Consider the following 25,603-nt stretch of genomic DNA (forward strand, 5'->3'; position numbering starts at 1 on the left):
ATGGACATGAGCATCGATTCCCCCTCGGCGCGTGGCGGCACCGTGCGCGCGCTGTCGACCTGGCTTTATCGCCGGCCGACGCTGTATCTGCTTTTGCTGCTGGTGCCGCCGCTGCTGTGGTTCGGCGCGGTGTACCTCGGTTCGCTGCTGACGCTGCTGTGGCAAGGATTTTACACCTTCGACGATTTCACCATGGCGGTGACGCCGGATCTGACCTTCGCCAACCTCGCGGCGCTGTTCAACCCGGCCAACTACGACATTATCCTGCGCACGCTGACCATGGCGGTGCTGGTGTCGCTGGCCAGCGCGGCGCTGGCGTTCCCCATCGCCTATTACATGGCGCGTTACACCAGCGGCCGCGTCAAGGCGTTCTTTTACATCGCCGTGATGATGCCGATGTGGGCCAGCTATATCGTCAAAGCCTATGCCTGGACTTTGCTGCTGGCGAAAGATGGCGTGGCGCAGTGGTTCCTGCAGCACCTGGGGCTGGAGCCGCTGTTGGCGTCGCTGCTGACGGTGCCCGGCGTCGGTGGCAACACGCTGTCGACCTCGGGGCTGGGGCGTTTTCTGGTGTTCGTCTATATCTGGCTGCCGTTCATGATCCTGCCGATCCAGGCGGCGCTGGAGCGCCTGCCGCCCTCGCTGCTGCACGCTTCGGCGGATCTGGGCGCCCGGCCGGCGCAGACCTTCCGCCACGTCATTTTGCCGCTGGCGGTGCCGGGCATCGCCGCCGGATCGATCTTCACCTTTTCGCTGACGCTGGGCGACTTTATCGTGCCGCAGCTGGTGGGGCCGCCGGGCTATTTCATCGGCAGCATGGTGTACGCCCAGCAGGGCGCGATCGGCAATATGCCGATGGCCGCGGCCTTTACGCTGGTGCCGATCGTCCTGATCGCCATCTATCTTTCCATCGTCAAACGTCTGGGGGCTTTCGATGCACTCTGAACGCGCGCCCTTAGGGCTGAAGCTGGCCGCCTGGGGCGGACTTGTCTTCCTGCATTTCCCGTTGGCGATCATCGCCATCTACGCCTTCAACACCGAGGACGCGGCCTTCAGCTTCCCGCCGAAGGGCTTCACGCTGCACTGGTTCAACGTCGCCGCCGGGCGGCAGGACATTATCGATGCGGTGCTGCTGTCGGCGCAGATCGCCTGTCTGGCGACCGCCATCGCGCTGGTGCTCGGCACCCTGGCGGCGGCGGCGCTGTATCGGCGCGATTTCTTCGGCAAGGACAGCATTTCGCTGCTGTTGCTGCTGCCGATTGCGCTGCCGGGGATCGTCACCGGCTTGGCGCTGCTGGCGGCGTTCAAGGCGCTGAACATCGAGCCCGGCATCCTGACCATCGTCGTCGGCCATGCGACGTTCTGCGTGGTGATCGTGTTCAACAACGTCATCGCCCGGTTCCGCCGCACCTCGTACAGCCTGATCGAAGCGTCGATGGATCTCGGCGCCGACGGCTGGCAAACCTTCCGTTACGTGATCTTGCCGAACCTCGGCTCGGCGCTGCTGGCCGGGGGCATGCTGGCGTTCGCGCTGTCGTTCGACGAAATCATCGTGACCACCTTTACCGCCGGCCACGAGCGCACGCTGCCGCTGTGGCTGCTGAACCAGCTCGGCCGCCCGCGCGACGTGCCAATCACCAACGTGGTGGCGCTGTCGGTGATGCTGTTGACCATGCTGCCGATCCTCGGCGCTTACTACCTGACCAAAGGTGGAGAAAGCGTCGCCGGCAGCGGCAAATAATTTCCTTACCCGACCTCTGACAAAAGGATAACCCTATGCAAAGCCAACTGTTGATTGACGGCCAACTGGTGAATGGCCAGGGCGCGACCCAGCCGGTGTATAACCCGGCGACCGGCGAAGTGATCGCGCAGGTGGCGGAGGCCAGCCCGGAGCAGGTCGATCGCGCGGTGCTGGCGGCGGACGCCGCGTTCGCCGCCTGGGGGCAAACCACGCCGAAGGAGCGCGCCGAGCATCTGCTCAAGCTGGCGGATCTGATCGACGAGCATGCCGAGACCTTCGCCAGGCTGGAGTCGCTCAACTGCGGCAAGCCTTATCACTGCGTATTGAATGACGAACTGCCGGCGGTGGCCGACGTGTTTCGCTTCTTCGCCGGGGCCAGCCGCTGCCTGACCGGCATGGCCGCCGGCGAGTATCTGGCCGGGCACACTTCGATGATCCGCCGCGATCCGCTCGGCGTGGTGGCCTCGATCGCGCCGTGGAACTACCCGCTGATGATGGCGGCCTGGAAACTGGCGCCGGCGTTGGCGGCGGGCAACTGCGTGGTGATCAAGCCTTCTGAGCAGACGCCGCTGACCACCTTCAAACTGGCCGAACTGGCCGCCGGGCTGTTCCCGCCGGGCGTGCTCAACGTGCTGTTCGGGCGCGGCGCCGGCGTGGGCGATCGGCTGACCGGGCATGACAAGGTGCGCATGGTGTCGCTGACCGGGTCGATCGCCACCGGCGAGCACATCATCGCCCACACCGCCGCCGGCATTAAGCGCACCCATATGGAGCTGGGCGGCAAGGCGCCGGTGCTGGTGTTCGACGATGCCGATCTGCAGCAGGTGGTCGACGGCATTCGCGGTTTCGGCTTCTACAACGCCGGGCAGGATTGCACCGCCGCGTGCCGCATCTACGCGCAGAAAAGCATTTATCCCGAGCTGGTCAAGCGGCTGGGCGAGGCGGTGGCCAGCCTGAAGATCGGCGCGCCGGACGACGAGACCACCGAGCTGGGGCCGTTGATTACCGCCCAGCATCTGGAGCGGGTGGCCGGTTTTGTCGAGCGAGCCAAAGCGTTGCCGCACGTACAGGTGGTGACCGGCGGCGAGAAGGTGAAAGGGCCGGGCTACTACTTCCAGCCGACGCTGTTGGCCGGCGCGCGCCAGGACGATGAGATCGTGCAGCGCGAAGTGTTTGGCCCGGTGGTGACGGTGACGCCGTTCGACGACGAAGAGCAGGTGCTGGCCTGGGCGAACGAATCCAATTACGGGCTGGCGTCGTCCGTGTGGACCCGCGACGTGGGCCGCGCGCATCGCTTAAGCGCCCGCCTGCAATACGGCTGCACCTGGGTGAACACCCACTTCATGCTGGTGAGCGAAATGCCGCACGGCGGCCAGAAATTGTCCGGCTACGGCAAGGATATGTCGATGTACGGGCTGGAGGATTACACGGCCATTCGTCATGTGATGTTCAAACATTGATTTTACAGTAATTATCCGCACAATAGCGCGGCCTTCGAGCCGGCTCCGGCCGGCTGATGATAATAAAAATTGAAAGGAAGCCTATATGGGTATCACCAGACGCGATTTTCTCAACGGAGTGGCGATCACCATCGCCGCCGGGTTGACGCCGCTGCAAATCTTGCGCGCGTCGCCGCAAACCGCCAATCAAACCCTGTACTATCCGCCGGCGCTGACCGGGTTGCGGGGCAACCATCCGGGCTCGTTCGAGCATGCGCACCAGTTGGGGCGCGACGGCAAAACCTTTGATTTCGGCAGCGTACCCGCCGTTGAAGAGTTCGATCTGGTGGTGGTCGGCGCCGGCATCAGCGGGCTGGCGGCCGCCTGTTTCTGGCAGCAACTGAAAGGCGAGCGGCAGCGTATTCTTTTGATCGACAACCACGACGACTTCGGCGGCCACGCCAAGCGCAACGAGTTCAACAGCGACGACGGCATGCTGCTCGGCTACGGCGGCAGCGAATCGCTGCAGTCGCCGCGCTCCAACTTCAGCCCGGTGGCGATGGGGCTGCTGCGCAAGCTCGGCGTCGATATCGACCAACTGGAGCAGGCTTTCGACACCACCTTCTACCCGGATTTGAATTTGAGCCGCGGGGTTTACTTCGATCGCAAGAACTTCGGCGTCGACAAGGTGGTGAGCGGCGATCCGGGCCGCACGGTGGCGGACGACATTCCGCGCGATCGGCTCAACGGCCGTTCTTATGAAGCGTTCATCGGCGATTTCCCGCTGCCGGAAAGCGATCGCCAGGCGCTGATCGCGCTGCACACGGTGGAGAAGGATTATCTGCCGGAGATGACGCTGGAGCAGAAGGTCGAGTGGCTCGATACCCACAGCTATACCCAGTTCCTGCGCGAGAAGGTGAGCCTGAGCGAATTGGCGATCCGCTATTTCCAGCAGACCACCAACGACTTCCAGGCGGTGGGTATTGACGGCACCTCGTGCAGCGATGCGCGCATCTGCGATCTGCCGGGCCTTGACGGCATGAATCTGCCGCCGCTGGACGAAGAGTCGCAGGCGGATCTCGACGATCCTTACGTGTTCCACTTCCCGGACGGCAACGCCACGCTGGCGCGCCTGATGGTGCGCCAGCTGATCCCGGCGGTGGCGCCGGCCGGCAAGGACATGAACGACGTGGTGCTGGCCAAATTCGACTACAGCCAGCTCGATCGGCCGGAATCGCCGGTGAAGCTGCGTTTGAACAGCACCGGGCTGCACGCGGCCAACGTCGGCGACAAGGTGGAAGTCACCTACATGACCGGCGAGAAGATGACCAAAGTGCGCGCCGGGCAGGTGGTGATGGCCGGCTACAACATGATGATCCCGTACCTGGTGCCGGAGATGTCGCACGAGCAGCAGGAGGCGCTGAAGCAGAACGTCAAGGCGCCGCTGGTGTACAGCAAGGTGGTGATCCGCAACTGGCAGCCGTTCATCAAGCTGGGCGTGCACGAGGTCTATTCGCCGGCCGCGCCGTACAGCCGCGTGAAGCTGGACTATCCGGTGAGCATGGGCGGCTATCAGCACCCGCGCGATCCGGATCGGCCGATCGGCCTGCATATGGTGTATGTGCCGACGCTGCCGGGCAGCGGCCTCAGCACGCGCGAACAGTCGCGCAAAGGGCGCGCGCTGCTGCTGGGCACGCCGTTTGAAGTGCACGAACAGATGATCCGCGAACAGCTGCAGGGCATGCTGGGCGAGGCCGGTTTCGACCATCAGCGCGACATTCAGGCGATCACCGTCAACCGCTGGTCGCACGGTTACTCCTACTTCCTCAACGGGCTGTTTGACGACGAAGACGAAGCCAAGAAAATCATCGAAACGGCGCGGCAGCCGATCGGCAAGATCGCTATCGCCAACTCCGATGCCGACTGGAGCCCGTACGCCAACTCGGCGATCGATCAGGCATGGCGCGCGGTTAACGAACTGGCCTACGGCAAGGTTGCCGCCAAGGAGGGAGCATGAGTCTGCGTTCGCTGTACCTGTTGAGCCTGCTGGCCGCCGGCGGCTCGGCCCAGGCGATGTCGGCCGGGGAATACGTCGCCAAAGCCGGTGACTGCACCGCCTGCCATACCGCGCCGGGCGGCGCCGAATTGGCGGGCGGCATGAAGTTCCCGACGCCGCTCGGGGCTATCTACGCCACCAACATCACGCCGGACAAGCTGCACGGCATCGGCGCTTACTCATTCGAAGAGTTCGATCGCGCCATGCGTCAGGGGATCGCCAAAGACGGTCACCGGCTTTATCCGGCGATGCCGTACACCTCCTACGCCAAAATGAGCGCGGAAGACATGCGCGCGCTGTATGACTATCTGATGAACGAGGTGCCGGCGCAGAACGTCGCCAACCGCGCCAGCGACATCAGCTGGCCGCTGTCGATGCGCTGGCCGCTGGCGGTGTGGAACCAGCTGTTCCACGACGACCAGCCGTATCAGGCCGATCCGCAGCAAAGTGCCGAGTGGAACCGCGGCGCCTACCTGGTGCAGGGCGCGGGCCACTGCGGCAGCTGCCATACGCCACGCGGTTGGGCGATGCAGGAGAAGGGGCTGGACGGTAAGGAGCCGGTATTCCTGAGCGGCGCCGAGCTGGACGGCTGGTACGCCTCCAACCTGCGCGGCCTGCCGCCGGAAGAGGTGACGGCGCTGCTGAAAACCGGCCGCAGCCGCCATGCGGCGGTCGCCGGGCCGATGAGCGAGGTGGTGGCCCACAGCACGCAGTACCTCAGCGACGGCGATCTGAACGCCATCGCGGTGTACCTGCGCAGCCTGGCGCCGGACCCTGTCGCCGGGGCCGCCTCGAAGGCTGCGCAGGCGGATAACCCGAGCGGCAAGGCGACCTATGCGATGTACTGCTCGACCTGCCACGGCAATAAGGGAGAGGGCACCGACTTCACTATCCCGGCGCTGGCGGGCAACGCCACGGTAACGGCGGACAATCCGCTGACCGCGCTGCGGGTGGTGCTGGAAGGGGCGCATACCCCGATCACGCAGCAGGCGATGGCGCTCGGGATGCCGGCTTACGGCTGGGCGTTGAACGATCGGCAGGCGGCCGACCTGATGAGCTATCTGCGGGGAAGCTGGGGCAACCAGGCGGCGCCGGTAACGGTGCAGCAGGTGCAGGACGCGCGCCAACTGCAGGCGAAATGAAGAGGGAGCGCGGTCTGACGGCCGCGCTCCGCAAGCATTACAGCACCTTATGCGGGCCGAAGCATTCGTAGTGGATGCGTTCGGCCTCTACGCCCATCTCCAGCAGCTGTTTGCCCACGAACTGCATGAAGGCCACCGGGCCGCAGAAGTAATAGTGCATCTGCGGATCGGCCAGGCTGCCTTGCAGCGCGCTCAAATCCATCAATCCGCGGCTGTGGTAGTCGCGGCCTTCCACGTCATCGGCGCCCGGCTCGCGGTACCACACATGGCGGCTAAGATTCGGCATGCGCCCGGCAATATCCGCCACTTCCTCGGCAAAGGCATGCACGCTGCCGTTTTCCGCCGCGTGCAGCCAGTGGACCTGCGCCTGGTGTTGGTTGTCGTGCAGGCTGTTGAGCATGCCGAGCATCGGGGTTTGGCCGACGCCGGCGGAGATCAGCGCCACCGGCGTGGTCGGCGCCACATCGAGGAAGAAGTCGCCGTGCGGCGGGGCGATGTCGATCACGTCGCCTTCCTGCGCCTGCTGGTGCAGGTAGTTGGACACTTTCCCCTGATCTTCGCGCTTCACCGCGATGCGGTAGAACTCGCCGTTTGGCGAGGTGGTCAGCGAGTACTGGCGAATTTCCTGATGCTCCAGGCTGTCGTGCTTGATGTAGACCGCCAGGTATTGCCCCGGTTTGAAGTCCGCCACTCGGCCGCCGTCCACCGGTGCCAGCACGAAGCTGCAGATCACGTCGCTCTGCGGCTGTTTCTTCAGGATGCGGAATGCGCGCAGATCGCGCCAGCCGCCGTTGTCGGTTTCGCTCTGCTGATAAATCTGCTCTTCACGCTGGATAAATACGTTGGCCAGCACGCCGTAGGCCTTGCCCCAGGCGTCCAGGACTTCCTGGCCCGGGCTGAACATTTCGTCCAGGGTCGCCAGCAGGTGACCGCCGACGATGTTGTACTGCTCCGGCTGGATATTGAAGCTGGTGTGCTTCTGCGCGATGCGCTCCACCGCCGGCAGCAGCGCCGCCAGGTTCTCGATGTTGGCGGCATAGGCGCAGATGGCGTCGAACAGCGCCTGACGCTGATCGCCGTTGCGCTGGTTGCTCATGTTGAAAATATCTTTCAATTCCGGGTTGTGCGCGAACATGCGATCGTAAAAGTGGGCGGTCAGCTTCGGCCCGGTCGCAGCCAGCAGGGGAATGGTGGATTTCACGGTGGCGATGGTTTGGCTATCCAGCATGGAAGCGCTCCTTGGGTTGGGATCTTGACGATAATTGTAATGATGTATTTTAAATGCATCTTATTGGGTTCCGCGTCGCTTGTAAATACCCTTGTTTTCGTTGCGGTGTTCTTCGGGCGTCGATCGCGCTCACAGAACATGAAAAAAGCGCATCGTTCGCATGAGGAAATGTCCGTTGATAAACGGCGGCATTTAGCGGATCAAAGCCTTGCGCCACCTTATGCCAATCGTTTGCGTAAAAACCTCTGTCAAGACCTATCTTCGGTGGGGCGAAACGGTTTACACTGTGGCCCAGAACCCAAACGGGTAGTTATTTGGTGATTTTTTAGTTAGCTGATTTAAGTCAGGAGATGCCGGATGTTAAAGCGTGAAATGAACATTGCCGATTACGATGCGGAACTGTGGCGTGCCATGGAGCAGGAAGTGGTGCGTCAGGAAGAGCACATCGAGCTGATCGCGTCTGAGAACTACACCAGCCCGCGCGTGATGCAGGCTCAGGGTTCCCAGCTGACCAACAAATACGCTGAAGGCTATCCGGGCAAGCGTTACTACGGCGGCTGCGAATACGTGGATATCGTTGAGCAGCTGGCTATCGACCGCGCCAAAGAATTGTTCGGCGCCGATTACGCCAATGTGCAGCCGCACTCCGGCTCCCAGGCTAACTTCGCCGTGTACACCGCGCTGCTGCAGCCGGGCGACACCATTCTGGGCATGAACCTGGCGCACGGCGGCCACCTGACTCACGGTTCCCCGGTCAACCTGTCCGGCAAACTGTATAACGTGGTGCCTTACGGCATCGACGACAAAGGCCAAATCGACTATGACGATCTGGCCAAGCAGGCGCAAACCCACAAGCCGAAAATGATCATCGGCGGCTTCTCCGCCTACTCTGGCGTGGTTGACTGGGCCAAAATGCGCGAAATCGCTGACAGCATCGGCGCTTATCTGTTCGTCGACATGGCGCACGTGGCCGGCCTGATCGCCGCCGGCGTGTACCCGAACCCGGTACCGCACGCGCACATCGTCACCACCACCACCCACAAAACCCTGGCGGGCCCGCGCGGCGGCCTGATCCTGGCGAAGGGCGGCGACGAAGAGCTGTACAAGAAGCTGAACTCCGCCGTGTTCCCTGGCGGCCAGGGCGGCCCGCTGATGCACGTGATTGCCGGCAAGGCGGTGGCGCTGAAAGAAGCGATGGAGCCTGAGTTCAAGGTTTACCAGCAGCAAGTGGCGGTCAACGCCAAGGCGATGGTTGACGTGTTCCTGCAGCGCGGCTACAAAGTGGTCTCCGGCGGCACCCATAACCACCTGTTCCTGCTGGATCTGGTCGACAAAAACCTGACCGGTAAAGAAGCGGACGCCGCCCTGGGCCGCGCCAACATCACCGTCAACAAAAACAGCGTGCCGAACGATCCGAAGAGCCCGTTCGTCACCTCCGGCGTGCGTATCGGCACCCCGGCCGTGACCCGTCGCGGCTTCAAAGAAGCCGACGTGCGCGAACTGGCCGGTTGGATCTGTGATGTGCTGGACAACATCAACGATGAAGCCACCATCGAACGCACCAAGAAGAAAGTGCTGGATATCTGCGCCCGCCTGCCGGTTTACGCATAATCCCGCTTTTGCCTGAAAAACCCGCTGCGGCGGGTTTTTTTGTGGCCGTTCGCGGTAAACTGTGAGCTGTCTGGCACTCTAACGCATTGACGTGGAATGAAGATTGCGGGCAGGTGTGAGCTCTGTCAAAGTATTGCCCTCACTCCGGAGGGATCATGGTTCTGCAATCCACGCGTTGGCTCGCGCTCAGTTATTTCACCTACTTCTTTTCCTACGGCATTTTCTTACCGTTCTGGGGCGTGTGGCTGAAAGGCGAGGGCATCGCGCCCGAAACCATCGGCATATTGCTCGGCGCCGGTTTGGTGGCCCGCTTCCTCGGCAGTTTACTGATTGCTCCCCGCGTTAAAGATCCCTCTCATCTGGTTTCCGCGCTGCGCCTGCTGGCGCTGCTGACCCTGGCTTTCGCGGTTGGCTTCTGCTTCGGCAACGGCTGGGGCTGGCTGATGCTGGTGATAGCGGGGTTCAACCTGTTCTTCTCGCCGCTGGTGCCGCTGACCGACGCGCTGGCCGCCACCTGGCAAAAGCAGATCCGCATGGACTATGGCCGGGTGCGGCTGTGGGGCTCGCTGGCGTTCGTCATCGGCTCGGCGCTGACCGGGCAACTGGTGGCGGTGTGGGGCCATAACGCCATTCTCTACAGCCTGATCCTCAGCGTGCTGGCGATGCTGCTGGGCATGCTGCTGAAGCCGAGCGTGATGCCGCAGGGCGAAGCGCGCACGCACGGCGGGGCCGAGGGTTCGCTGTGGGCGCTGTTGAAAGAAGGGCCGGTGTGGCGCTTCCTGCTGTGCGTCACGCTGCTGCAGGGCGCGCACGCCGGCTACTACAGCTTCGGCTCCATTTACTGGCAGGAGGCGGGCTATTCGGCCTCGACCATCGGTTATCTGTGGTCGCTGGGCGTGGTGGCGGAAGTGATTATTTTCGCCAGCAGCAACGTGCTGTTCCGCCGCTGGAATGCGCGCAACCTGCTGCTGCTTTCCGCCTGTTGCGGCGTGTTGCGCTGGAGCCTGATGGCGTACAGCACCGAGCTGGGTTGGCTGCTGCTGATCCAAATCCTGCACTGCGGCACCTTCACCGTGTGCCATCTGGCGGCGATGCGCTTTATCGCCGCGCGCCAGGGGCAAGAGGTGATCCAACTGCAGGCGGTGTATTCGGCGCTGGCGATGGGCGGCGGTATCGCCGTCATGACGGTCATTGCCGGGTTCCTGTTCGAACATTGGCAGGGCGGGGTGTTCTGGGTGATGGCGGCGGTCGCGGTGCCGGCCTTGTTCATCCGGCCGCCGGCGGTCAGCGTCAGCCGGTGATTAAGGGGCTTCCAGCAGCGCGCGGATGGCCTGGCGCTGGCGGTTTTCCAGCGGCAGTTCGGTATAGATCAGCGGCGGGTGCGGAGCGCTGTGCACCGCCGCGTAGGGGGTGATCACCAGCGTGACGCCCTGCGGCGCTCCGCCGCACAGATAGTCGCTCAGCGGCAGATACTTGATGTTCAGCGGCAGCAGCGTGAGCTCGCGGATCTGATATTCCACTTCCTCTTCCAACTGCGGGTTATCCAGCGTCAGCAGCAGCACCTGTTTTTCCTGCAGCGCGTTGTCCTGCATCAGCCAGGCGCCGAAGCTGATGGCCACCAGGCCCGCCTCCTCGTTGGAAAAATGCACGCCGTACTCCTGCTCCAGCGGTTTCAACGCTTCCTGCGTGGTGCGCATCAGCCGCGGGTATTTGCGCACCACTTCTTCCAGTAGCATATTGTCGATGCCGATGGCGAAACGGCAGCGCTCCAGCGCCGGCGCCAGATGGGCGAACAGCTGGCTGACCAGCTCCGCCTTGCTGCTGAAAGCCATGCCGGACAGCTGCTGGAACCGCTCGACCATGCTGTCGATCGCCGTCATCAACCGCTGCTCATGCGCCGAGTCGTTGCTGTGGTAGCTGTGGCTTTTCAACAGGGTGAAGGTCAGCGCCAGGAAATCGCGCTCGTCCGCGTGCGGCGGCTGGTTAAACAGCCGGTTGCAGGTCTGATGCAGCCAGGCGGCGGCTTGCTGCTCCAGTTTTTGCCGCAGCCAGTCGCGCTGAACGGCGTCGAAACGCGGGTGTTGCTGCAGGCGGTTTTGCCAGGCGCAGTAGAGCAGATAATGCTGCAGGAATTGGCGGTCGCGCGCGTCAAAGTGACGATTGAGCAGCGGCTCGCAGGCGTCGAGCGCCTGGGCCAACAGCGATGTCAACTCGGCATCGGCCGCCAGCGCTTGCCGCAGGCGCGGGGCGAAATCGTCTTCGACGAACCGCGGGCTGCAGCGCAGGGTGCGCCTTAGCCAATGGAGCAGGCACAGGCGTTGGTTGAGCGCGCTGCCCCTCAATCGGTAGCCATGGTCGGGATCGACGGCGATCTCCAGATGGTGGAAACGCTGGATTTCACTGGCCACCTCGGCTATATCTTGCCGGGTTATCGGGGGGGCGACGCCATTGATTCGGCTGAGGGTCTCCAGCTGTAACTCGGGCTCCGGCGTGTACAGCATCAGCAGCAGATGGCAGCGCCGTTGTTGTCCGGAGAGCTCAGGCACGGGAGAGGTGTCCAGGCTCATATCACCTTCCGGCATAAAAGGTTGCGATTATGCCTAAGCATAGCAAAAGGCTTTGTGCCGGCAGGGTTAACGCGCGGCTTTTACTTCGGCTTACAACTTTCGTCACAAATATCGCCGGCAGAGGCGGGCCGTTCGACATTTATTTGTGTTACGTTATAACAAATATAGGTAAAGCAGGATAATGATGAAGTTACGTCGACTTTTGGCTGCCTTTGGCGCCGTGTTCAGCGCCGGTGCGATCGCGCATCCGCACAGCTTTATCGATATGAACACCACCTTCGTCGCCAAGGATCAGCGGTTGGTCGGCCTGAAAATGGTGTGGGTGATGGATGAAATCACCTCGGCGGATCTGCTCTACGATGCGAAAAACGCCAAGAGCGATTCGGAAGTGTGGAAAAAGCTGGCGGCGGAAGTGATGGCCAACGTGCTGGGGCAGCACTATTTCACCGACCTTTACCGCGACGGCAAGCCGGTGAAATACCTGAACTTGCCCAGCGAATATCACCTGTCGCGCCAGGGCAACCAGGCGGTACTGGAGTTCGTGCTGCCGTTGGCCGAGCCGCAGCCGCTGGCGGGCAAGCCGTTCGAGCTTTCTACTTACGATCCGACTTATTTCGTGGATATGACCTATAAAGACCAAAATGCGCTGCATTTGCCGCCGGAGATGGCGCAGCAGTGCAGCTACAAGCTGATGACGCCGAAGCCGAATGCGTCGCTGCAGGCCTATGCGCTGTCGCTCGACAAGAACGACTCGCCCGGTGAAGACCTGGCGCTGGGGCAGCAGTTCGCCCAGCGGGTGACGCTGCAATGTCGCTGAATCTCTCGCAACCGACGATAAACCGGCGCCACTGGGCTTTCGGCCTGTGGCCGCTGCTGCCGTTCACGCTGGCGCTGGCGGCCGCCGCGCTGCTGGCGTGGCACTATTGGCCGCAGCTGCTGATGCAGAGCGTGGTATGGCAAAAAGCGCTGCACCAGCAGATGGCGGGGTTGTTGCAGCAGGTGAAGGCCGCGCCGCAGCAGGCAGGGTTGGCGCTGACGCTGTTCAGCCTCGGCTATGGCGTTTTGCATGCGCTCGGCCCCGGCCACGGCAAAGTGGTGATCGCCACCTATCTGGCCACTCACCCGGCGCGGCTGAAAAGCAGCCTGAAGCTGACCTTCGCCGCTTCGCTGGTGCAGGGCGGGGTGGCGATCGCGCTGGTTACGCTGATGCTGGTGGTATTGCAGCTCTCTTCGCGCCAGCTTCACCAAAGCAGCTTCTGGCTGGAGAAGGGCAGCTTTATTTTGGTGATGTTGCTTGGCGTGTTGCTGAGTTGGCGCGCGCTGAAACGTCTGTTTGCGGCGATCAAGGCGATGCGCCCGGCGCCGGCGCTGCGCATTAACAGCCTGACGCCGCTGGCGGCGGAGCATGTGCACAGCGCCGATTGCGGCTGCGGCCACCGGCATCTGCCGAGCGACAGCGAGCTGCAGGCGGGAAGCGATTGGCGCACCCAGACCGCCATCGTGCTGGCGATGGGCATGCGTCCCTGTTCGGGGGCGATTTTGGTGCTGCTGTTCTCTAAGGTGATCGGCGTGTTCGGCTGGGGAGTGATCTCCGCGCTGGCGATGGCGTTCGGCACGTCGTTGACCATCTCCATGCTGGCGCTGCTGGTGCATTACAGCCGACGGCTGGCGGTGCGCCTTAGCCGCTCGCGTGCGCCCGCCGCCTGGAGCGCGGTGGCCTGGGGATCGTTGGCGCTGGCCGGGGGCCTGATCCTGTTGGCCGCCGGGCTGTTGCTGTACGTCAGCGCGCAGCCGGAATTCGGCGGCGGCATCCGCCCCTTCTCCCGCTAACGGGCATAAAAAAAGCGCTGCATCGGCAGCGCTTTTTTCGATTCGCTTCTGGCGATTAACGCTTCAGCGCTTCGCTCAGTTCTTCGCGCATGGTGGCCAGCATGGCTTTCACGACGCGCGGGTTGCCTGCTACCACGTTGCCGGAGCTGAAGTGGTTGTGGCCGCCGACGAAGTCGGTGACCAGGCCGCCGGATTCACGCACCAGCAGTTCGCCCGCGGCGAAGTCCCACGGCTTCAGGCTGATTTCGAAGAAACCGTCTACGCGGCCGGCGGCCACATAGGCCAGATCCAGCGCTGCGGAACCGGTGCGGCGGAAGTCCGCGCACTGGGTGAACAGCTTGCCGACGATGTTGATGTAAGGCGTGGCGTGCTGTTTGACTTTGAACGGGAAGCCGGTCGCCAGGATGGTGCCATCCAGATCTTTGGCGTTGGTGCCGCGCAGACGGTAACCGTTGAGCTGGGCGCCCTGACCGCGCGTGGCGGTGAACAGTTCGTTGCGCATCGGATCGTAAACCACGGCCACTTCAGTGCGGCCTTTGATGCGTACGGCGATGGAAACGGAGAAATGAGGGAAACGTTTGATGAAGTTTGCAGTGCCATCCAGTGGATCGATCACCCATTGCACATCGCGATCTTCGCCGATCAGCTCACCGCGTTCTTCGCTCACGATACTGTGTTGCGGATAAGACTTGCGGATGACGTCGATGATCAGATGCTCTGCATCGCGATCGACGTTGGTGACGAAGTCATTGGTCCCTTTCTGGCTCGCTTCTACAGCGTCCGGGGTTTCGTAGTTTTTGGCAATCAGGTTACCGGCCTTGCGCGCAGCGCGCACGGCGATAGTCAGCATCGGATGCATGGGTATCTTCCAACTAGGATGTTAAAGAACAGGAAACGGCGCGAAGTATAGCAGCTGTTCGGCAAATTGCCTACGGCTGTGTTAAGATGCTGCGATTTTCCGCCACGCTCAGAGTTTGTATGCTGCACAATATCCGCATTGTTCTGGTAGAGACTTCACATACCGGCAACATGGGCTCGACCGCCAGAGCCATGAAAACCATGGGTTTAACCAACCTTTATCTGGTTAATCCGCTGATCAAACCCGATTCTCAGGCCATCGCCCTGGCCGCCGGCGCCAGCGACGTGATCGGCAACGCCACCATCGTCGATACCCTCGATGACGCCATCGCCGGCTGTAGCCTGGTGGTGGGCACCAGCGCACGTTCTCGCACCTTGCCGTGGCCGATGCTGGAGCCGCGTGAATGCGGCGTGCGCGCGGTGCACGAAGGCGAACACGCGCCGGTGGCGCTGGTGTTCGGCCGCGAACGCGTCGGACTGACCAACGATGAATTGCAGAAGTGCCACTACCACGTCGCCATTCCGGCCAACCCGGACTACAGCTCGCTGAACCTGGCGATGGCGGTGCAGATCCTGGCGTATGAAGTGCGCGTGGCTTACCTCGATCGCCAACAGGCGGGCGCGCCGCAGCTGGAAGAGACGCCGTATCCGCTGGTGGATGACCTCGAGCGTTTTTATCAGCACCTGGAGCAGACGCTGCAGCGCACCGGTTTTATTCGCCCGTCCCATCCGGGCCAGGTGATGAGCCGCCTGCGCCGGCTGTTCACCCGCGCGCGCCCGGAAGGGCAGGAGCTGAATATCCTGCGCGGCATGCTGACGTCGATCGAGAAACAGGATAAACATCAAGGTAATTAATTGATGTGGCATAACGGTGGGTGACAATAGTATTAGTTATCCAAAGGTTATAACATGTATTTTATATACCTTTGTTCTTGCTAAGTTCAAAACGTGCTAATACTTGAGTTAATTACTAGGTTAAATAGTTGACTGTTTTACTCAGGAATGTCAGACTTTCGGCCATATTTGACCAACAGGTAACCATTGAGCTATGAGACTGACATCCAAAGGCCGTTATGCCGTAACCGCTATGCTCGACGTAGCGCTGCATTCCCAGGAAGGGCCGGTGCCACTGGCGGACATTTCCGAACGCCAGGGTATTTCGCTCTCTTATCTGGAACAATTATTCTCCCGTCTGCGCAAGAATGGCCTGGTGGCCAGCGTGCGCGGTCCGGGCGGTGGTTATCTGCTGGGTAAAGACGCGGGTGAGATCGCCGTTGGCGCTGTCATCACTGCCGTCGATGAATCGGTAGATGCAACCCGTTGCCAGGGCAAAGAAGGCTGTCAGGGCGGCGATCGCTGCTTGACCCACGCCCTGTGGCGCGATCTGAGCGAGCGCATCAGCGGGTTCCTGAACAACATTACGCTGGCTGAACTGGTCAACAACCAGGAAGTGCTGGTGGTGGCGGATCGTCAAAACAACGATACGCGCCGCACGGCCAACGGTCGTCCGCAAGAAACTATCAACGTTAATCTGCGCGCATAAGCAGCTGGCGAAATTATTTTAGTTTTTGGAAGTGATGTACGGAGCACAAGAGCAATGAAATTACCGATTTATCTGGATTACTCAGCAACGACGCCGGTTGACCCGCGCGTTGCTGAGAAGATGATGCAGTTTTTGACCCTGGACGGCACTTTCGGCAACCCGGCTTCCCGTTCCCACCGTTTCGGTTGGCAGGCGGAAGAGGCGGTAGACATCGCCCGTAACCAAATCGCCGAACTGGTGGGCGCCGATCCGCGCGAAATCGTCTTCACCTCCGGGGCGACCGAATCCGACAACCTGGCGATAAAAGGCGCTGCCAATTTCTACCAGAAAAAAGGCAAGCACATCATCACCAGCAAAACCGAACACAAAGCCGTGCTCGACACTTGCCGTCAGCTGGAGCGCGAAGGGTTTGAAGTGACCTACCTGGCGCCGCAGAGCAACGGCATCATCAGCCTGCAGGATCTCGAAGCGGCGATGCGCGATGACACCATTCTGGTCTCCATCATGCACGTCAATAACGAAATCGGCGTGGTGCAGGACATCGAAGCGATCGGCGAAATGTGCCGCGCGCGCGGTATCATCTACCACGTTGACGCCACCCAGAGCGTGGGCAAACTGCCTATCGATCTGAGCAAGCTGAAAGTCGACCTGATGTCGTTCTCCGGCCACAAAATCTATGGCCCGAAAGGCATCGGCGCGCTGTATGTGCGCCGCAAGCCGCGCATCCGCATCGAAGCGCAGGTACACGGCGGCGGTCACGAGCGCGGCATGCGTTCCGGCACCCTGCCTGTCCACCAGATCGTCGGCATGGGCGAAGCTTACCGCATCGCCAAAGAAGAGATGACCGAAGAGATGGCGCGTCTGCGCACCCTGCGCGATCGTCTGTGGAACGGCGTGAAAGATATGGAAGAAGTGTATCTGAACGGCGATCTGGAGCACGGCGCACCGAACATCCTGAACGTCAGCTTCAACTACGTTGAAGGCGAGTCGCTGATCATGGCGCTGAAAGACCTGGCCGTTTCTTCCGGTTCAGCCTGTACCTCCGCCAGCCTCGAGCCGTCCTACGTGCTGCGCGCGCTGGGCATGAGCGATGAATTGGCGCACAGCTCGATCCGTTTCTCCCTGGGGCGTTTCACCACGGAAGAAGAGATCGACTACACCATTCAACTGGTGCGTAAATCCATCGGCCGTCTGCGCGATCTGTCCCCGCTGTGGGAGATGTTCAAGCAGGGCGTGGACATCAACAGCATCGAATGGGCGCATCATTAATTCTCAGGTTTCAGGAGCAAGGTCATGGCTTACAGCGAAAAAGTAATCGATCATTATGAAAACCCGCGTAACGTGGGTTCTTTCGACAACGAAGATCCTACCGTCGGCAGCGGCATGGTAGGGGCACCGGCTTGCGGCGACGTGATGAAGCTGCAAATCAAGGTTAACGATGAAGGCATCATCGAAGACGCGCGCTTTAAAACTTACGGCTGCGGTTCCGCCATCGCCTCCAGCTCGCTGGTGACCGAATGGATGAAAGGCAAGTCGCTCGATCAGGCTGAAGCGATCAAAAACACCCAGATCGCCGAAGAGCTGGAATTGCCGCCGGTCAAAATTCACTGCTCGATCCTGGCTGAAGACGCCATCAAAGCAGCGATTGCCGACTATAAGAGCAAGCATAGCGCCGAGTAATTTGTCTGAGTCGGCCCGGCCGCGCCGGGCTTTGATTTGAAGTGTGAGGTTGTGATGTCTATTACCATGAGCGACAGCGCTGCGCAGCGTGTTCAGGCGTTTTTGACGAACCGCGGCAAGGGTCTCGGCCTGCGTCTGGGAGTGCGAACTTCCGGCTGCTCCGGGATGGCCTACGTGCTGGAATTTGTTGACGAAGCCAACGATGACGACATCGTGTTTGAAGACAAAGGCATCAAGGTGATCATCGACGGCAAGAGCCTGGTCTACCTTGACGGCACCGAGCTTGATTTCGTTAAGGAAGGCCTGAACGAAGGCTTCAAGTTCAACAACCCGAACGTCTCAAGCGAATGCGGCTGCGGCGAGAGTTTCAACGTCTGACAGTCCATCGTGCTCCCCCGTTTCGGCGGGGGAACTTCATCCGCTAACGCCCAGAGCACGCTATGGATTACTTTACTTTATTCGGGCTGCCAGTTCGCTACACCGTGGACGGCAGCCTGCTTGCGTCCCGCTTCCAGGATCTGCAGCGCCAATTTCACCCCGATCGTTTCGCCAACCAGCCGGAGCGCGAACGCCTGATGGCGTTGCAGCAGGCGGCGACCATCAATGAAGCTTACCAGTCGCTGAAGCACCCGTTAAAACGCGCGGAGTATATGCTATCTTTGCACGGCTTCGATCTGGGCAACGAACAGCATACGATGCGCGACACCGCGTTTCTGATGGAACAGCTGGAGCTGCGCGAAGAGCTCGACGCCATTGAGCGCAAGCCGGAAGCGGAAAGCCTGCTGGCCGATTTCGGCGCGCGGCTGGCCTCCTCCATCAAGCAGCGCAGCGCGCTGATGCTGCAGCAGTTGGACAGTGAACAGTGGGCGGATGCCGCCGACACCGTGCGCAAGCTGCGCTTTTTGGACAAACTCCAGCAACAGGTTGAACAACTCGAAGAAAAACTGCTGGGTTTTGAGTAACACCTTCTGATTCTGATTGTGGAAGCTTCAACATGGCCTTATTACAAATTAGTGAGCCTGGCCTCAGCGCCGCGCCGCACCAGCGACGTCTGGCCGCTGGCATCGACTTAGGCACCACCAACTCGTTGGTCGCCACGGTGCGCAGTGGGCAAGCGGAAACGCTGGCCGACGATCAGGGACGCCATTTGCTGCCTTCGGTGGTGCATTATCAGGCGGACGCGCAGCGCGTCGGCTGGGAGGCGCGCCAACAGGCGGCGCAGGATCCGGCCAATACCGTCAGCTCCATCAAACGCATGATGGGCCGTTCGTTGGCGGACGTGCAGCAACGTTACCCGAACCTGCCGTATCAATTTCAGGCCAGCGACAACGGCCTGCCGCTGATCGTCACCGCCGCCGGCCCGGTTAACCCGGTTGGCGTCTCCGCCGATATCCTGCGGGCTCTGTCCGCGCGCGCGCAAGCGGCGCTGGAAGGCGAGCTGGATGGCGTCGTGATTACCGTTCCCGCTTACTTCGACGACGCGCAGCGCCAGGGCACCAAAGACGCGGCGCGTCTGGCCGGCCTGCACGTCCTGCGCCTGCTGAATGAGCCGACCGCGGCGGCGATTGCCTACGGGCTGGATTCTGGCCAGGAAGGGGTGATCGCGGTTTACGATCTGGGCGGCGGCACCTTTGATATCTCCATTCTGCGCCTCAGCCGCGGCGTGTTCGAAGTGCTGGCCACCGGCGGCGATTCCGCGCTGGGCGGCGACGATTTCGATCACCTGCTGGCCGACTGGTTGCGCGACCAGGCCGGCGTGGCCGATCGCAGCGATCACGGTGTGCAGCGCCAACTGCTGGACGCCGCCATCGCCGCCAAAATCGCGTTGAGCGATGCCGACAGCGTGTGCGTTGAGGTAGCCGGCTGGCAGGGCGAGGTGACCCGCGCCCAGTTCGAAGCGCTGATCGCTCCGCTGGTGAAACGTACGCTGATGGCCTGCCGCCGCGCGCTGAAAGATGCCGGCGTCGCCGCCGACGAGGTGCTGGAAGCGGTGATGGTCGGCGGTTCCACCCGCGTGCCGCTGGTGCGTGAGCAGGTGGGCGCCTTCTTCGGCCGCACGCCGCTGACGTCTATCGATCCGGATAAAGTGGTCGCCATCGGCGCCGCGATCCAGGCCGACATTCTGGTGGGCAACAAGCCGGACAGCGACATGCTGCTGCTGGACGTGATCCCGCTGTCGCTGGGCCTCGAAACCATGGGCGGTCTGGTGGAGAAAGTGATCCCGCGCAACACCACCATTCCGGTGGCGCGCGCGCAGGAGTTCACCACCTTTAAAGATGGCCAGAGCGCGATGATGATCCACGTGCTGCAGGGCGAGCGCGAGCTGGTGCAGGATTGCCGTTCGCTGGCGCGCTTCACGCTGCGCGGCCTGCCGCCATTGCCTGCCGGGGGCGCGCACATTCGCGTCACCTTCCAGGTGGATGCCGATGGTCTGCTGAGCGTCACCGCGATGGAGAAATCCACCGGCGTGGAAGCCTCGATCCAGGTCAAGCCGTCGTACGGCCTGTCGGACGGCGAAATCGCCGGCATGATCAAAGATTCGATGGCCAACGCGCAAAGCGACGTGGGCGCGCGCAAGCTGGCGGAGCAACGCGTGGAAGCCGCGCGGGTGCTGGAAAGCCTGCAGGGCGCGCTGGCCACCGACGCGGCGCTGCTGAGCGAGGCGGAAAGCCAGGCGATCGCCGCCGCGACCCAGGCGTTGCAGCAGGCGGCGCAGGGTGAAGATCCCGCCGCTATCGAAGACGCCATCAAAACATTAGATGCACAAACGCAAGATTTTGCCGCGCGCCGCATGGACGCTTCCATTCGCCGCGCGCTGGCTGGCCATTCTGTGGATGAGGTTTAACCATGCCTAAAATTGTTTTCCTGCCCCATCAAGATCTGTGCCCGGAAGGGGCGGTTCTGGAAGCCGAAAAAGGGGAGTCGATCCTCAACGTTGCGCTGCGCAACGGCATTGAAATCGAGCATGCCTGCGAGAAATCCTGCGCCTGCACCACCTGCCACTGCATCGTGCGTGAAGGCTTCGATTCGCTGGAAGAGAGCAGCGAGCTGGAAGACGACATGCTGGACAAAGCGTGGGGGCTGGAGCCGGAAAGCCGTCTGAGCTGCCAGGCGCTGGTCGCCGACGAAGATCTGGTGGTCGAAATGCCGCGCTACACCGTCAACCACGCGCGTGAGCATTAATTGTTAGCCGCAGCGTCAACCCGGAGATCATAATGGGACTGAAGTGGACCGACAGCCGTGAAATCGGCGAAGCCCTGTACGACCAATACCCGGACACCGATCCGAAAACCGTGCGTTTTACCGACATGCATCAGTGGATCTGCGATCTGGAAGAGTTCGACGACGATCCGCAGGCTTCCAACGAAAAAATACTGGAAGCGATCCTGCTGGTCTGGTTAGATGAAGCGGAGTAAATAGCGTAACGGGCTGCCATGGGCGGCCCGTTTATTTTGTATCCGACATACCCGTCGTCTTTCAAACCGCAGCGTTGTTACCTGCACGATCACACCCCAGTCACTTACCTGAGTAAGCTCCTGGGGATGAGATCGCTGGGCGCCTAGCTGCAATTTGAAATCCATAGGGTATGCAATAAAGCCCTAATGAAATAATAAAGGGAACATCCGGAGTAAGAAGGCTATGACAACAGAATTCATGCAGGTCACGCTGTCGCAACAACCTGCCGACGCCCGCTGGGGCGAGAAAGCGCTGCTGAGCACCAACGGCGAAGGGATGACCATCCACCTGACCGGCGCCGACAAGCTGGGCGCGATCCAGCGCGCGGGCCGCAAAATTGACGGCCAGGGCATCAAAAACGTCAAGCTGGCCGGCGACGGTTGGGATTTGGAAAACAGCTGGGCGTTCTGGCAAGGCTATCGCGGGCCGAAAGGGCAGCGCAACGTCGAATGGGCCGAACTGCCGGAAGCCGCGCGTCAGGAGCTGGATCAGCGCCTGAAGATCGTCGACTGGGTGCGCGACACCATCAACATGCCGGCGGAAGAGCTGGGGCCGGAGCAACTGGCGACCCGCGCCGTCGATCTGATGTGCGACGTCGGCTGCGATGCCGTCAGCTACCGCATCACCAAGGGCGAAGATCTGCGTGAGCAGAACTATGCCGGCATCCACACCGTCGGCCGCGGCTCCGAGCGCCCGCCGGTGCTGCTGGCGCTGGACTTCAACCCGACCGGTAACCCGGACGCGCCGGTGTTCGCTTGCCTGGTCGGCAAGGGCATCACCTTCGATACCGGCGGTTATAGCCTGAAACAGAGCGCCTTTATGGATTCGATGAAGGCTGACATGGGCGGTGCGGCCACCATCACCGGCGCCCTGGCGCTGGCGGCGGCGCGTGGTCTGAAGCAGCGCGTGAAGCTGTACCTGTGCTGCGCCGACAACATGGTCAGCGGCAACGCCTTCAAACTGGGTGACATCATTCGCTACCGCAACGGCAAAACCGTCGAGGTGATGAACACCGATGCGGAAGGGCGCCTGGTACTGGCCGACGGCCTGATCGACGCTTCTGAGCAGAATCCGCAGCTGATTATCGACTGCGCGACCCTGACCGGCGCGGCCAAAACCGCGGTAGGCAACGACTACCACGCCCTGTTCAGCTTCGACGATGCGCTGGCACAGGAACTGCTGAGCAGCGCCGCCGCCGAGCACGAGCCGTTCTGGCGTCTGCCGCTGGCCGAGTTCCACCGCAGCCAGCTGCCGTCCAACTTCGCCGAGCTGAACAACGTGGCCGGCCCGGCCTACACCGCCGGCGCCAGCACCGCGGCGGCCTTCCTGTCGCATTTCGTTAAGAACTACCAGCAAGGCTGGTTGCACATCGACTGTTCCGCCACCTACCGCAAAGGCGCGGTGGATCAGTGGTCGGCCGGCGCGACCGGGCTGGGCGTGCGCACCCTGGCCAATCTGTTGCTGAGCAAAGCCAAATAATTGAACGCCCGCCGCGTCGGGCGCTAGAATGCGCATTATCTTCGGGGCCCAGCATGCTGGGCCTCGCTATTTGATCCCTGGAGTTTGCCATGAGTTCCCATCATCACGATGCCGCCCCGAGCGAGAACGAGCTTGAACGCCTGCTGAAGCTGGCGGTGACGGAGCCGGCCCACCGTCCGGCGTTCTTCCGTGAACTGCTCGACGCCACGGTGCTGATCCTCGGCGACAGCGAGCAGGTGCAGCAGGACGGCGACATCACGCTGAACGCGGATACGCCGGTCAATATCCAGCATTGGGAAAAGCAGGACGGCGGCAGCATCATTCCGTTCTTCACCTCGCTGGAAGCGTTGCAGAAGGCCGTTGAGGACGAACAGCCGTTCATCGCCATGCCGGCGCGGGTGCTGTTTGAAATCACCCAGGGCGCGGATTTGTTCCTCAACCCGAAGGCGGAATACGGCAAAGAGTTCTACCCGGAAGAGGTGGCGATGCTGCTGGCGACCGGTGGCGTCGTCAAACCGGTTGAGCATTACGTCGACAAAGAGACCCAAATCCTGTTGGGGCAGCCCGAAGAGTACCCGTCGGCGATGGTGGATGCGCTGATCACGCTGTTCAGCCAGCGCAAACCGGTGCGCCGCGCGTTTCTGGCGCTGATGCACGACCAGGCGGCGGACGAGAAGCCGAATCTGCTGATCGGGCTGGAAGTGGATGCAGAACCGGCGGAGATCGAGGCGTTGATCAACGAGGCCGGCAGCGTCGCCAGCGAAACGGCGCCGAATGACGAACCGGTCGATTTCTGCCTGGTGTCGGAGAAAGAGCGCGGCATCAGCCACTACCTGATCGCCCATACGCAGCCGTTTTATCAGCGCCGCTGGGGCAGCTGGCTGCGCAATTTGATCCCGTCCACCGACAAGACCCAGTAACGCGGCGCGTGGTCGGAAATGCCGCAGGAAGATCATATTTTTTTAATGAAATGTTGATTTTCCCGTAGGCAAGCGTTAACGGCGCACATATAATCTGCGCCACTTGAGAAGGCCGGCAACATTGCAGACCGGCCTGTTTTGGAAGTCATACAGAGGCCATCATGACCGTAGAACGTACCTTTTCCATCGTTAAACCAAACGCTGTAGCCAACAACGACATCGGCGCTATCTACGCGCGTTTCGAGCGCGCCGGTTTCAAAATCATCGCCGCTAAAATGCTGCGTCTGACTCGCGAGCAAGCTGAAGGCTTCTACGCTGAGCACAAAGGCCGCCCATTCTTCGACGGTCTGGTAGAGTTCATGACCTCCGGCCCAATCATGGTGCAGGTTCTGGAATCTGAAAACGCCGTGCAGCGCAACCGCGACATCATGGGCGCAACCAACCCGGACAACGCACTGGCCGGCACCCTGCGCGCCGACTACGCGGACAGCTTCACCGCTAACGCCGTTCACGGTTCCGACTCCGTTGAATCCGCACAGCGTGAAATCGCTTACTTCTTCAACGAAAGCGAAATCTGCGCACGTTAATCGTGCCGTTTCTGAGCTGATAGCCAGGCATTCACCGGCTGAAACAATAAAAATGCCCTGAATGCCTTTCAGCCATAGAAACCCGCTACTAAAATTTGTACAATGCCGCGCCCCTGATAAGACGACTTGTCAGGGGCGTGTTTTTAGTGCCGCCACCCGAATCTCGCGGGCTGAAATGCACAACTTACTGTCCATTCTTTAGCGCCATAACGTGTAATAACGAGGCCAGAGATCATTATGTTAGAACCCATCACGTCTGAGCACACCGTGTCTGAAAATAATTCGCTGACTACCCCCTCCGTTAACGTGGAGCAACCGGCTGCGGCCAAAATCAACCTGCTGGATCTGAACCGCCAGCAAATGCGCGAGTTCTTCGCCGAAATGGGCGAGAAACCGTTCCGCGCCGATCAGGTGATGAAGTGGATTTATCACTACTGCTGCGACGATTTCGAGCAGATGACCGACATCAACAAAGTCCTGCGCGGCAAGCTGCAGCGCGTGGCGGAAATCCGCGCGCCGGAGGTGGCGGAAGAACAGCGCTCGGCCGACGGCACCATCAAATGGGCGATCAAGGTGGGCGATCAGCAGGTCGAAACCGTGTACATCCCGGAAGCCGACCGCGCGACGCTGTGCGTCTCCTCGCAGGTGGGTTGTGCGCTGGAGTGCAAATTCTGTTCGACGGCGCAGCAGGGCTTCAACCGCAACCTGCGCGTGTCGGAAATCATCGGCCAGGTGTGGCGCGCGGCGAAAATCATCGGCGCGCTGAAGGTGACCGGCCAACGCCCGATCACCAACGTGGTGATGATGGGCATGGGCGAACCGCTGCTCAACCTGAACAACGTGGTGCCGGCGATGGAAATCATGCTGGACGACTTCGGCTTTGGCCTGTCCAAACGCCGCGTGACCCTGTCTACCTCCGGCGTGGTGCCGGCGCTGGACAAGCTGGGCGACATGATCGACGTGGCGCTGGCCATTTCGCTGCACGCGCCTAATGACACCATCCGCGATGAGATCGTGCCGATCAACCGCAAGTACAACATCGAGACCTTCCTGTCCGCGGTGCGTCGCTACCTGGAGAAATCCAACGCCAACCAGGGGCGCGTCACCGTCGAGTACGTGATGCTGGATCATATCAACGACAGCACCGACGATGCGCATCAGCTGGCGGAAGTGCTGAAAGACACGCCGTGCAAGATCAACCTGATCCCATGGAACCCGTTCCCGGGCGCCCCCTACGGCCGCAGCTCCAACAGCCGGGTGGATCGTTTCTCCAAGGTGTTGATGGAATACGGCTTTACGACTATTGTTCGTAAAACCCGTGGTGACGATATCGACGCCGCCTGCGGGCAACTGGCGGGTGAAGTGATCGACCGTACCAAGCGTACCCTGAAAAAGAAAATGGCCGGGGAACCTATCAACGTACGGGCGGTCTGAATCCTATAGCACCATTTTTTGTTATCTAACAG

At 61.3% G+C, this 25,603-nt stretch carries 25 protein-coding genes; 22 read left to right on the top strand and 3 right to left on the bottom strand.

The window, feature by feature from the left end; genetic code table 11:
* From ACUTQY_RS20815 to ACUTQY_RS20835, 5 genes are all read left to right on the top strand, one after another.
* Complete coding sequence (locus ACUTQY_RS20815; RefSeq protein WP_033644105.1) at positions 1-945, top strand: ABC transporter permease; 945 nt, start codon at positions 1-3, stop codon at positions 943-945.
* Positions 935-1,741 carry an ABC transporter permease gene (locus tag ACUTQY_RS20820; protein ID WP_016929774.1) on the top strand — a complete coding sequence of 269 codons (807 nt, stop codon included), beginning with the start codon at positions 935-937 and terminating at the stop codon, positions 1,739-1,741. The genes ACUTQY_RS20815 and ACUTQY_RS20820 overlap by 11 nt, the downstream gene beginning before the upstream one ends.
* Before the next feature lie 35 nt (positions 1,742-1,776).
* On the top strand, positions 1,777-3,201 hold the full coding sequence (gene patD, locus ACUTQY_RS20825; protein ID WP_046687663.1) for an aminobutyraldehyde dehydrogenase: 1,425 nt from the start codon (positions 1,777-1,779) through the stop codon (positions 3,199-3,201).
* Positions 3,202-3,286: 85 nt separating this feature from the next.
* A complete protein-coding gene (locus ACUTQY_RS20830) occupies positions 3,287-5,197 on the top strand; it encodes an NAD(P)-binding protein (protein WP_046687662.1) in 1,911 nt (636 codons plus the stop codon).
* On the top strand, positions 5,194-6,378 hold the full coding sequence (locus ACUTQY_RS20835) for a c-type cytochrome (protein ID WP_046687661.1): 1,185 nt from the start codon (positions 5,194-5,196) through the stop codon (positions 6,376-6,378). The genes ACUTQY_RS20830 and ACUTQY_RS20835 overlap by 4 nt, the downstream gene beginning before the upstream one ends.
* Before the next feature lie 37 nt (positions 6,379-6,415).
* On the opposite strand, the gene hmpA is transcribed toward ACUTQY_RS20835, so the two are convergent.
* A complete protein-coding gene (hmpA, locus tag ACUTQY_RS20840; protein WP_046687660.1) occupies positions 6,416-7,606 on the bottom strand; it encodes an NO-inducible flavohemoprotein in 1,191 nt (396 codons plus the stop codon).
* A gap of 357 nt (positions 7,607-7,963) precedes the next feature.
* Between hmpA and glyA the strand changes: the two genes are divergently transcribed.
* Positions 7,964-9,217, top strand: coding sequence for a serine hydroxymethyltransferase (glyA, locus tag ACUTQY_RS20845; RefSeq protein WP_025303922.1), 1,254 nt, complete (start codon positions 7,964-7,966; stop codon positions 9,215-9,217).
* Positions 9,218-9,372: 155 nt separating this feature from the next.
* Positions 9,373-10,518 (top strand): 3-phenylpropionate MFS transporter, encoded by a 1,146-nt coding sequence (locus ACUTQY_RS20850; protein ID WP_033644100.1) that lies wholly within the window; start codon positions 9,373-9,375, stop codon positions 10,516-10,518.
* Here ACUTQY_RS20850 and csiE read toward each other — a convergent pair whose 3' ends face one another.
* Positions 10,519-11,784 (bottom strand): stationary phase inducible protein CsiE, encoded by a 1,266-nt coding sequence (csiE, locus tag ACUTQY_RS20855; RefSeq protein ID WP_046687658.1) that lies wholly within the window; start codon positions 11,782-11,784, stop codon positions 10,519-10,521.
* 181 nt (positions 11,785-11,965) lie between these two features.
* Here csiE and ACUTQY_RS20860 point away from each other — a divergent pair, with 181 nt between their 5' ends.
* Positions 11,966-12,601 carry a DUF1007 family protein gene (locus ACUTQY_RS20860; protein WP_046687657.1) on the top strand — a complete coding sequence of 212 codons (636 nt, stop codon included), beginning with the start codon at positions 11,966-11,968 and terminating at the stop codon, positions 12,599-12,601.
* Entirely contained in the window at positions 12,592-13,614 is a 1,023-nt protein-coding gene (locus tag ACUTQY_RS20865; RefSeq protein ID WP_033651571.1) for a nickel/cobalt transporter, read from the top strand. The genes ACUTQY_RS20860 and ACUTQY_RS20865 overlap by 10 nt, the downstream gene beginning before the upstream one ends.
* A gap of 55 nt (positions 13,615-13,669) precedes the next feature.
* On the opposite strand, the gene suhB is transcribed toward ACUTQY_RS20865, so the two are convergent.
* Positions 13,670-14,473, bottom strand: coding sequence for an inositol-1-monophosphatase (gene suhB / locus ACUTQY_RS20870; protein ID WP_046687656.1), 804 nt, complete (start codon positions 14,471-14,473; stop codon positions 13,670-13,672).
* Positions 14,474-14,592: 119 nt separating this feature from the next.
* Between suhB and trmJ the strand changes: the two genes are divergently transcribed.
* The 13 genes from trmJ to ACUTQY_RS20935 all read left to right on the top strand — a co-directional run bounded on the left by trmJ (position 14,593) and on the right by ACUTQY_RS20935 (position 25,571).
* Positions 14,593-15,327, top strand: coding sequence for a tRNA (cytosine(32)/uridine(32)-2'-O)-methyltransferase TrmJ (gene trmJ, locus ACUTQY_RS20875; RefSeq protein WP_025303916.1), 735 nt, complete (start codon positions 14,593-14,595; stop codon positions 15,325-15,327).
* Positions 15,328-15,520: 193 nt separating this feature from the next.
* Entirely contained in the window at positions 15,521-16,015 is a 495-nt protein-coding gene (gene iscR, locus ACUTQY_RS20880; protein WP_004941404.1) for a Fe-S cluster assembly transcriptional regulator IscR, read from the top strand.
* 54 nt (positions 16,016-16,069) lie between these two features.
* Complete coding sequence (gene iscS, locus ACUTQY_RS20885; RefSeq protein WP_015378780.1) at positions 16,070-17,284, top strand: cysteine desulfurase; 1,215 nt, start codon at positions 16,070-16,072, stop codon at positions 17,282-17,284.
* A 24-nt stretch (positions 17,285-17,308) separates the two neighbouring features.
* A complete protein-coding gene (iscU, locus tag ACUTQY_RS20890; protein WP_033635600.1) occupies positions 17,309-17,695 on the top strand; it encodes a Fe-S cluster assembly scaffold IscU in 387 nt (128 codons plus the stop codon).
* 54 nt (positions 17,696-17,749) lie between these two features.
* Positions 17,750-18,073, top strand: a complete 324-nt coding sequence (gene iscA, locus ACUTQY_RS20895) for an iron-sulfur cluster assembly protein IscA (protein ID WP_004941410.1) — start codon at positions 17,750-17,752, stop codon at positions 18,071-18,073.
* Positions 18,074-18,135: 62 nt separating this feature from the next.
* Complete coding sequence (gene hscB / locus ACUTQY_RS20900) at positions 18,136-18,657, top strand: co-chaperone HscB (RefSeq protein WP_025303915.1); 522 nt, start codon at positions 18,136-18,138, stop codon at positions 18,655-18,657.
* 32 nt (positions 18,658-18,689) lie between these two features.
* A complete protein-coding gene (hscA, locus tag ACUTQY_RS20905; protein ID WP_046687655.1) occupies positions 18,690-20,540 on the top strand; it encodes a Fe-S protein assembly chaperone HscA in 1,851 nt (616 codons plus the stop codon).
* Positions 20,541-20,542: 2 nt separating this feature from the next.
* A complete protein-coding gene (fdx, locus tag ACUTQY_RS20910; RefSeq protein WP_004941417.1) occupies positions 20,543-20,878 on the top strand; it encodes an ISC system 2Fe-2S type ferredoxin in 336 nt (111 codons plus the stop codon).
* A gap of 32 nt (positions 20,879-20,910) precedes the next feature.
* Positions 20,911-21,111: a Fe-S cluster assembly protein IscX gene (gene iscX / locus ACUTQY_RS20915; RefSeq protein ID WP_006327336.1), complete on the top strand. Its 201-nt coding sequence runs from the start codon at positions 20,911-20,913 to the stop codon at positions 21,109-21,111.
* Positions 21,112-21,334: 223 nt separating this feature from the next.
* Positions 21,335-22,630 carry an aminopeptidase PepB gene (gene pepB, locus ACUTQY_RS20920; RefSeq protein WP_046687654.1) on the top strand — a complete coding sequence of 432 codons (1,296 nt, stop codon included), beginning with the start codon at positions 21,335-21,337 and terminating at the stop codon, positions 22,628-22,630.
* Between the two features lie 89 nt (positions 22,631-22,719).
* Positions 22,720-23,550, top strand: a complete 831-nt coding sequence (gene sseB, locus ACUTQY_RS20925; protein WP_342188145.1) for an enhanced serine sensitivity protein SseB — start codon at positions 22,720-22,722, stop codon at positions 23,548-23,550.
* 161 nt (positions 23,551-23,711) lie between these two features.
* Positions 23,712-24,137, top strand: coding sequence for a nucleoside-diphosphate kinase (gene ndk, locus ACUTQY_RS20930; protein ID WP_004941424.1), 426 nt, complete (start codon positions 23,712-23,714; stop codon positions 24,135-24,137).
* Between the two features lie 237 nt (positions 24,138-24,374).
* The gene (locus tag ACUTQY_RS20935; protein ID WP_004941426.1) at positions 24,375-25,571 is read left to right on the top strand and encodes a bifunctional tRNA (adenosine(37)-C2)-methyltransferase TrmG/ribosomal RNA large subunit methyltransferase RlmN; all 1,197 of its coding nucleotides are present in this window, start codon (positions 24,375-24,377) and stop codon (positions 25,569-25,571) included.
* The last annotated feature ends 32 nt before the right edge of the window (positions 25,572-25,603 follow it).

The sequence above is a fragment of the Serratia sp. TSA_130.1 genome (genome assembly GCF_052691795.1).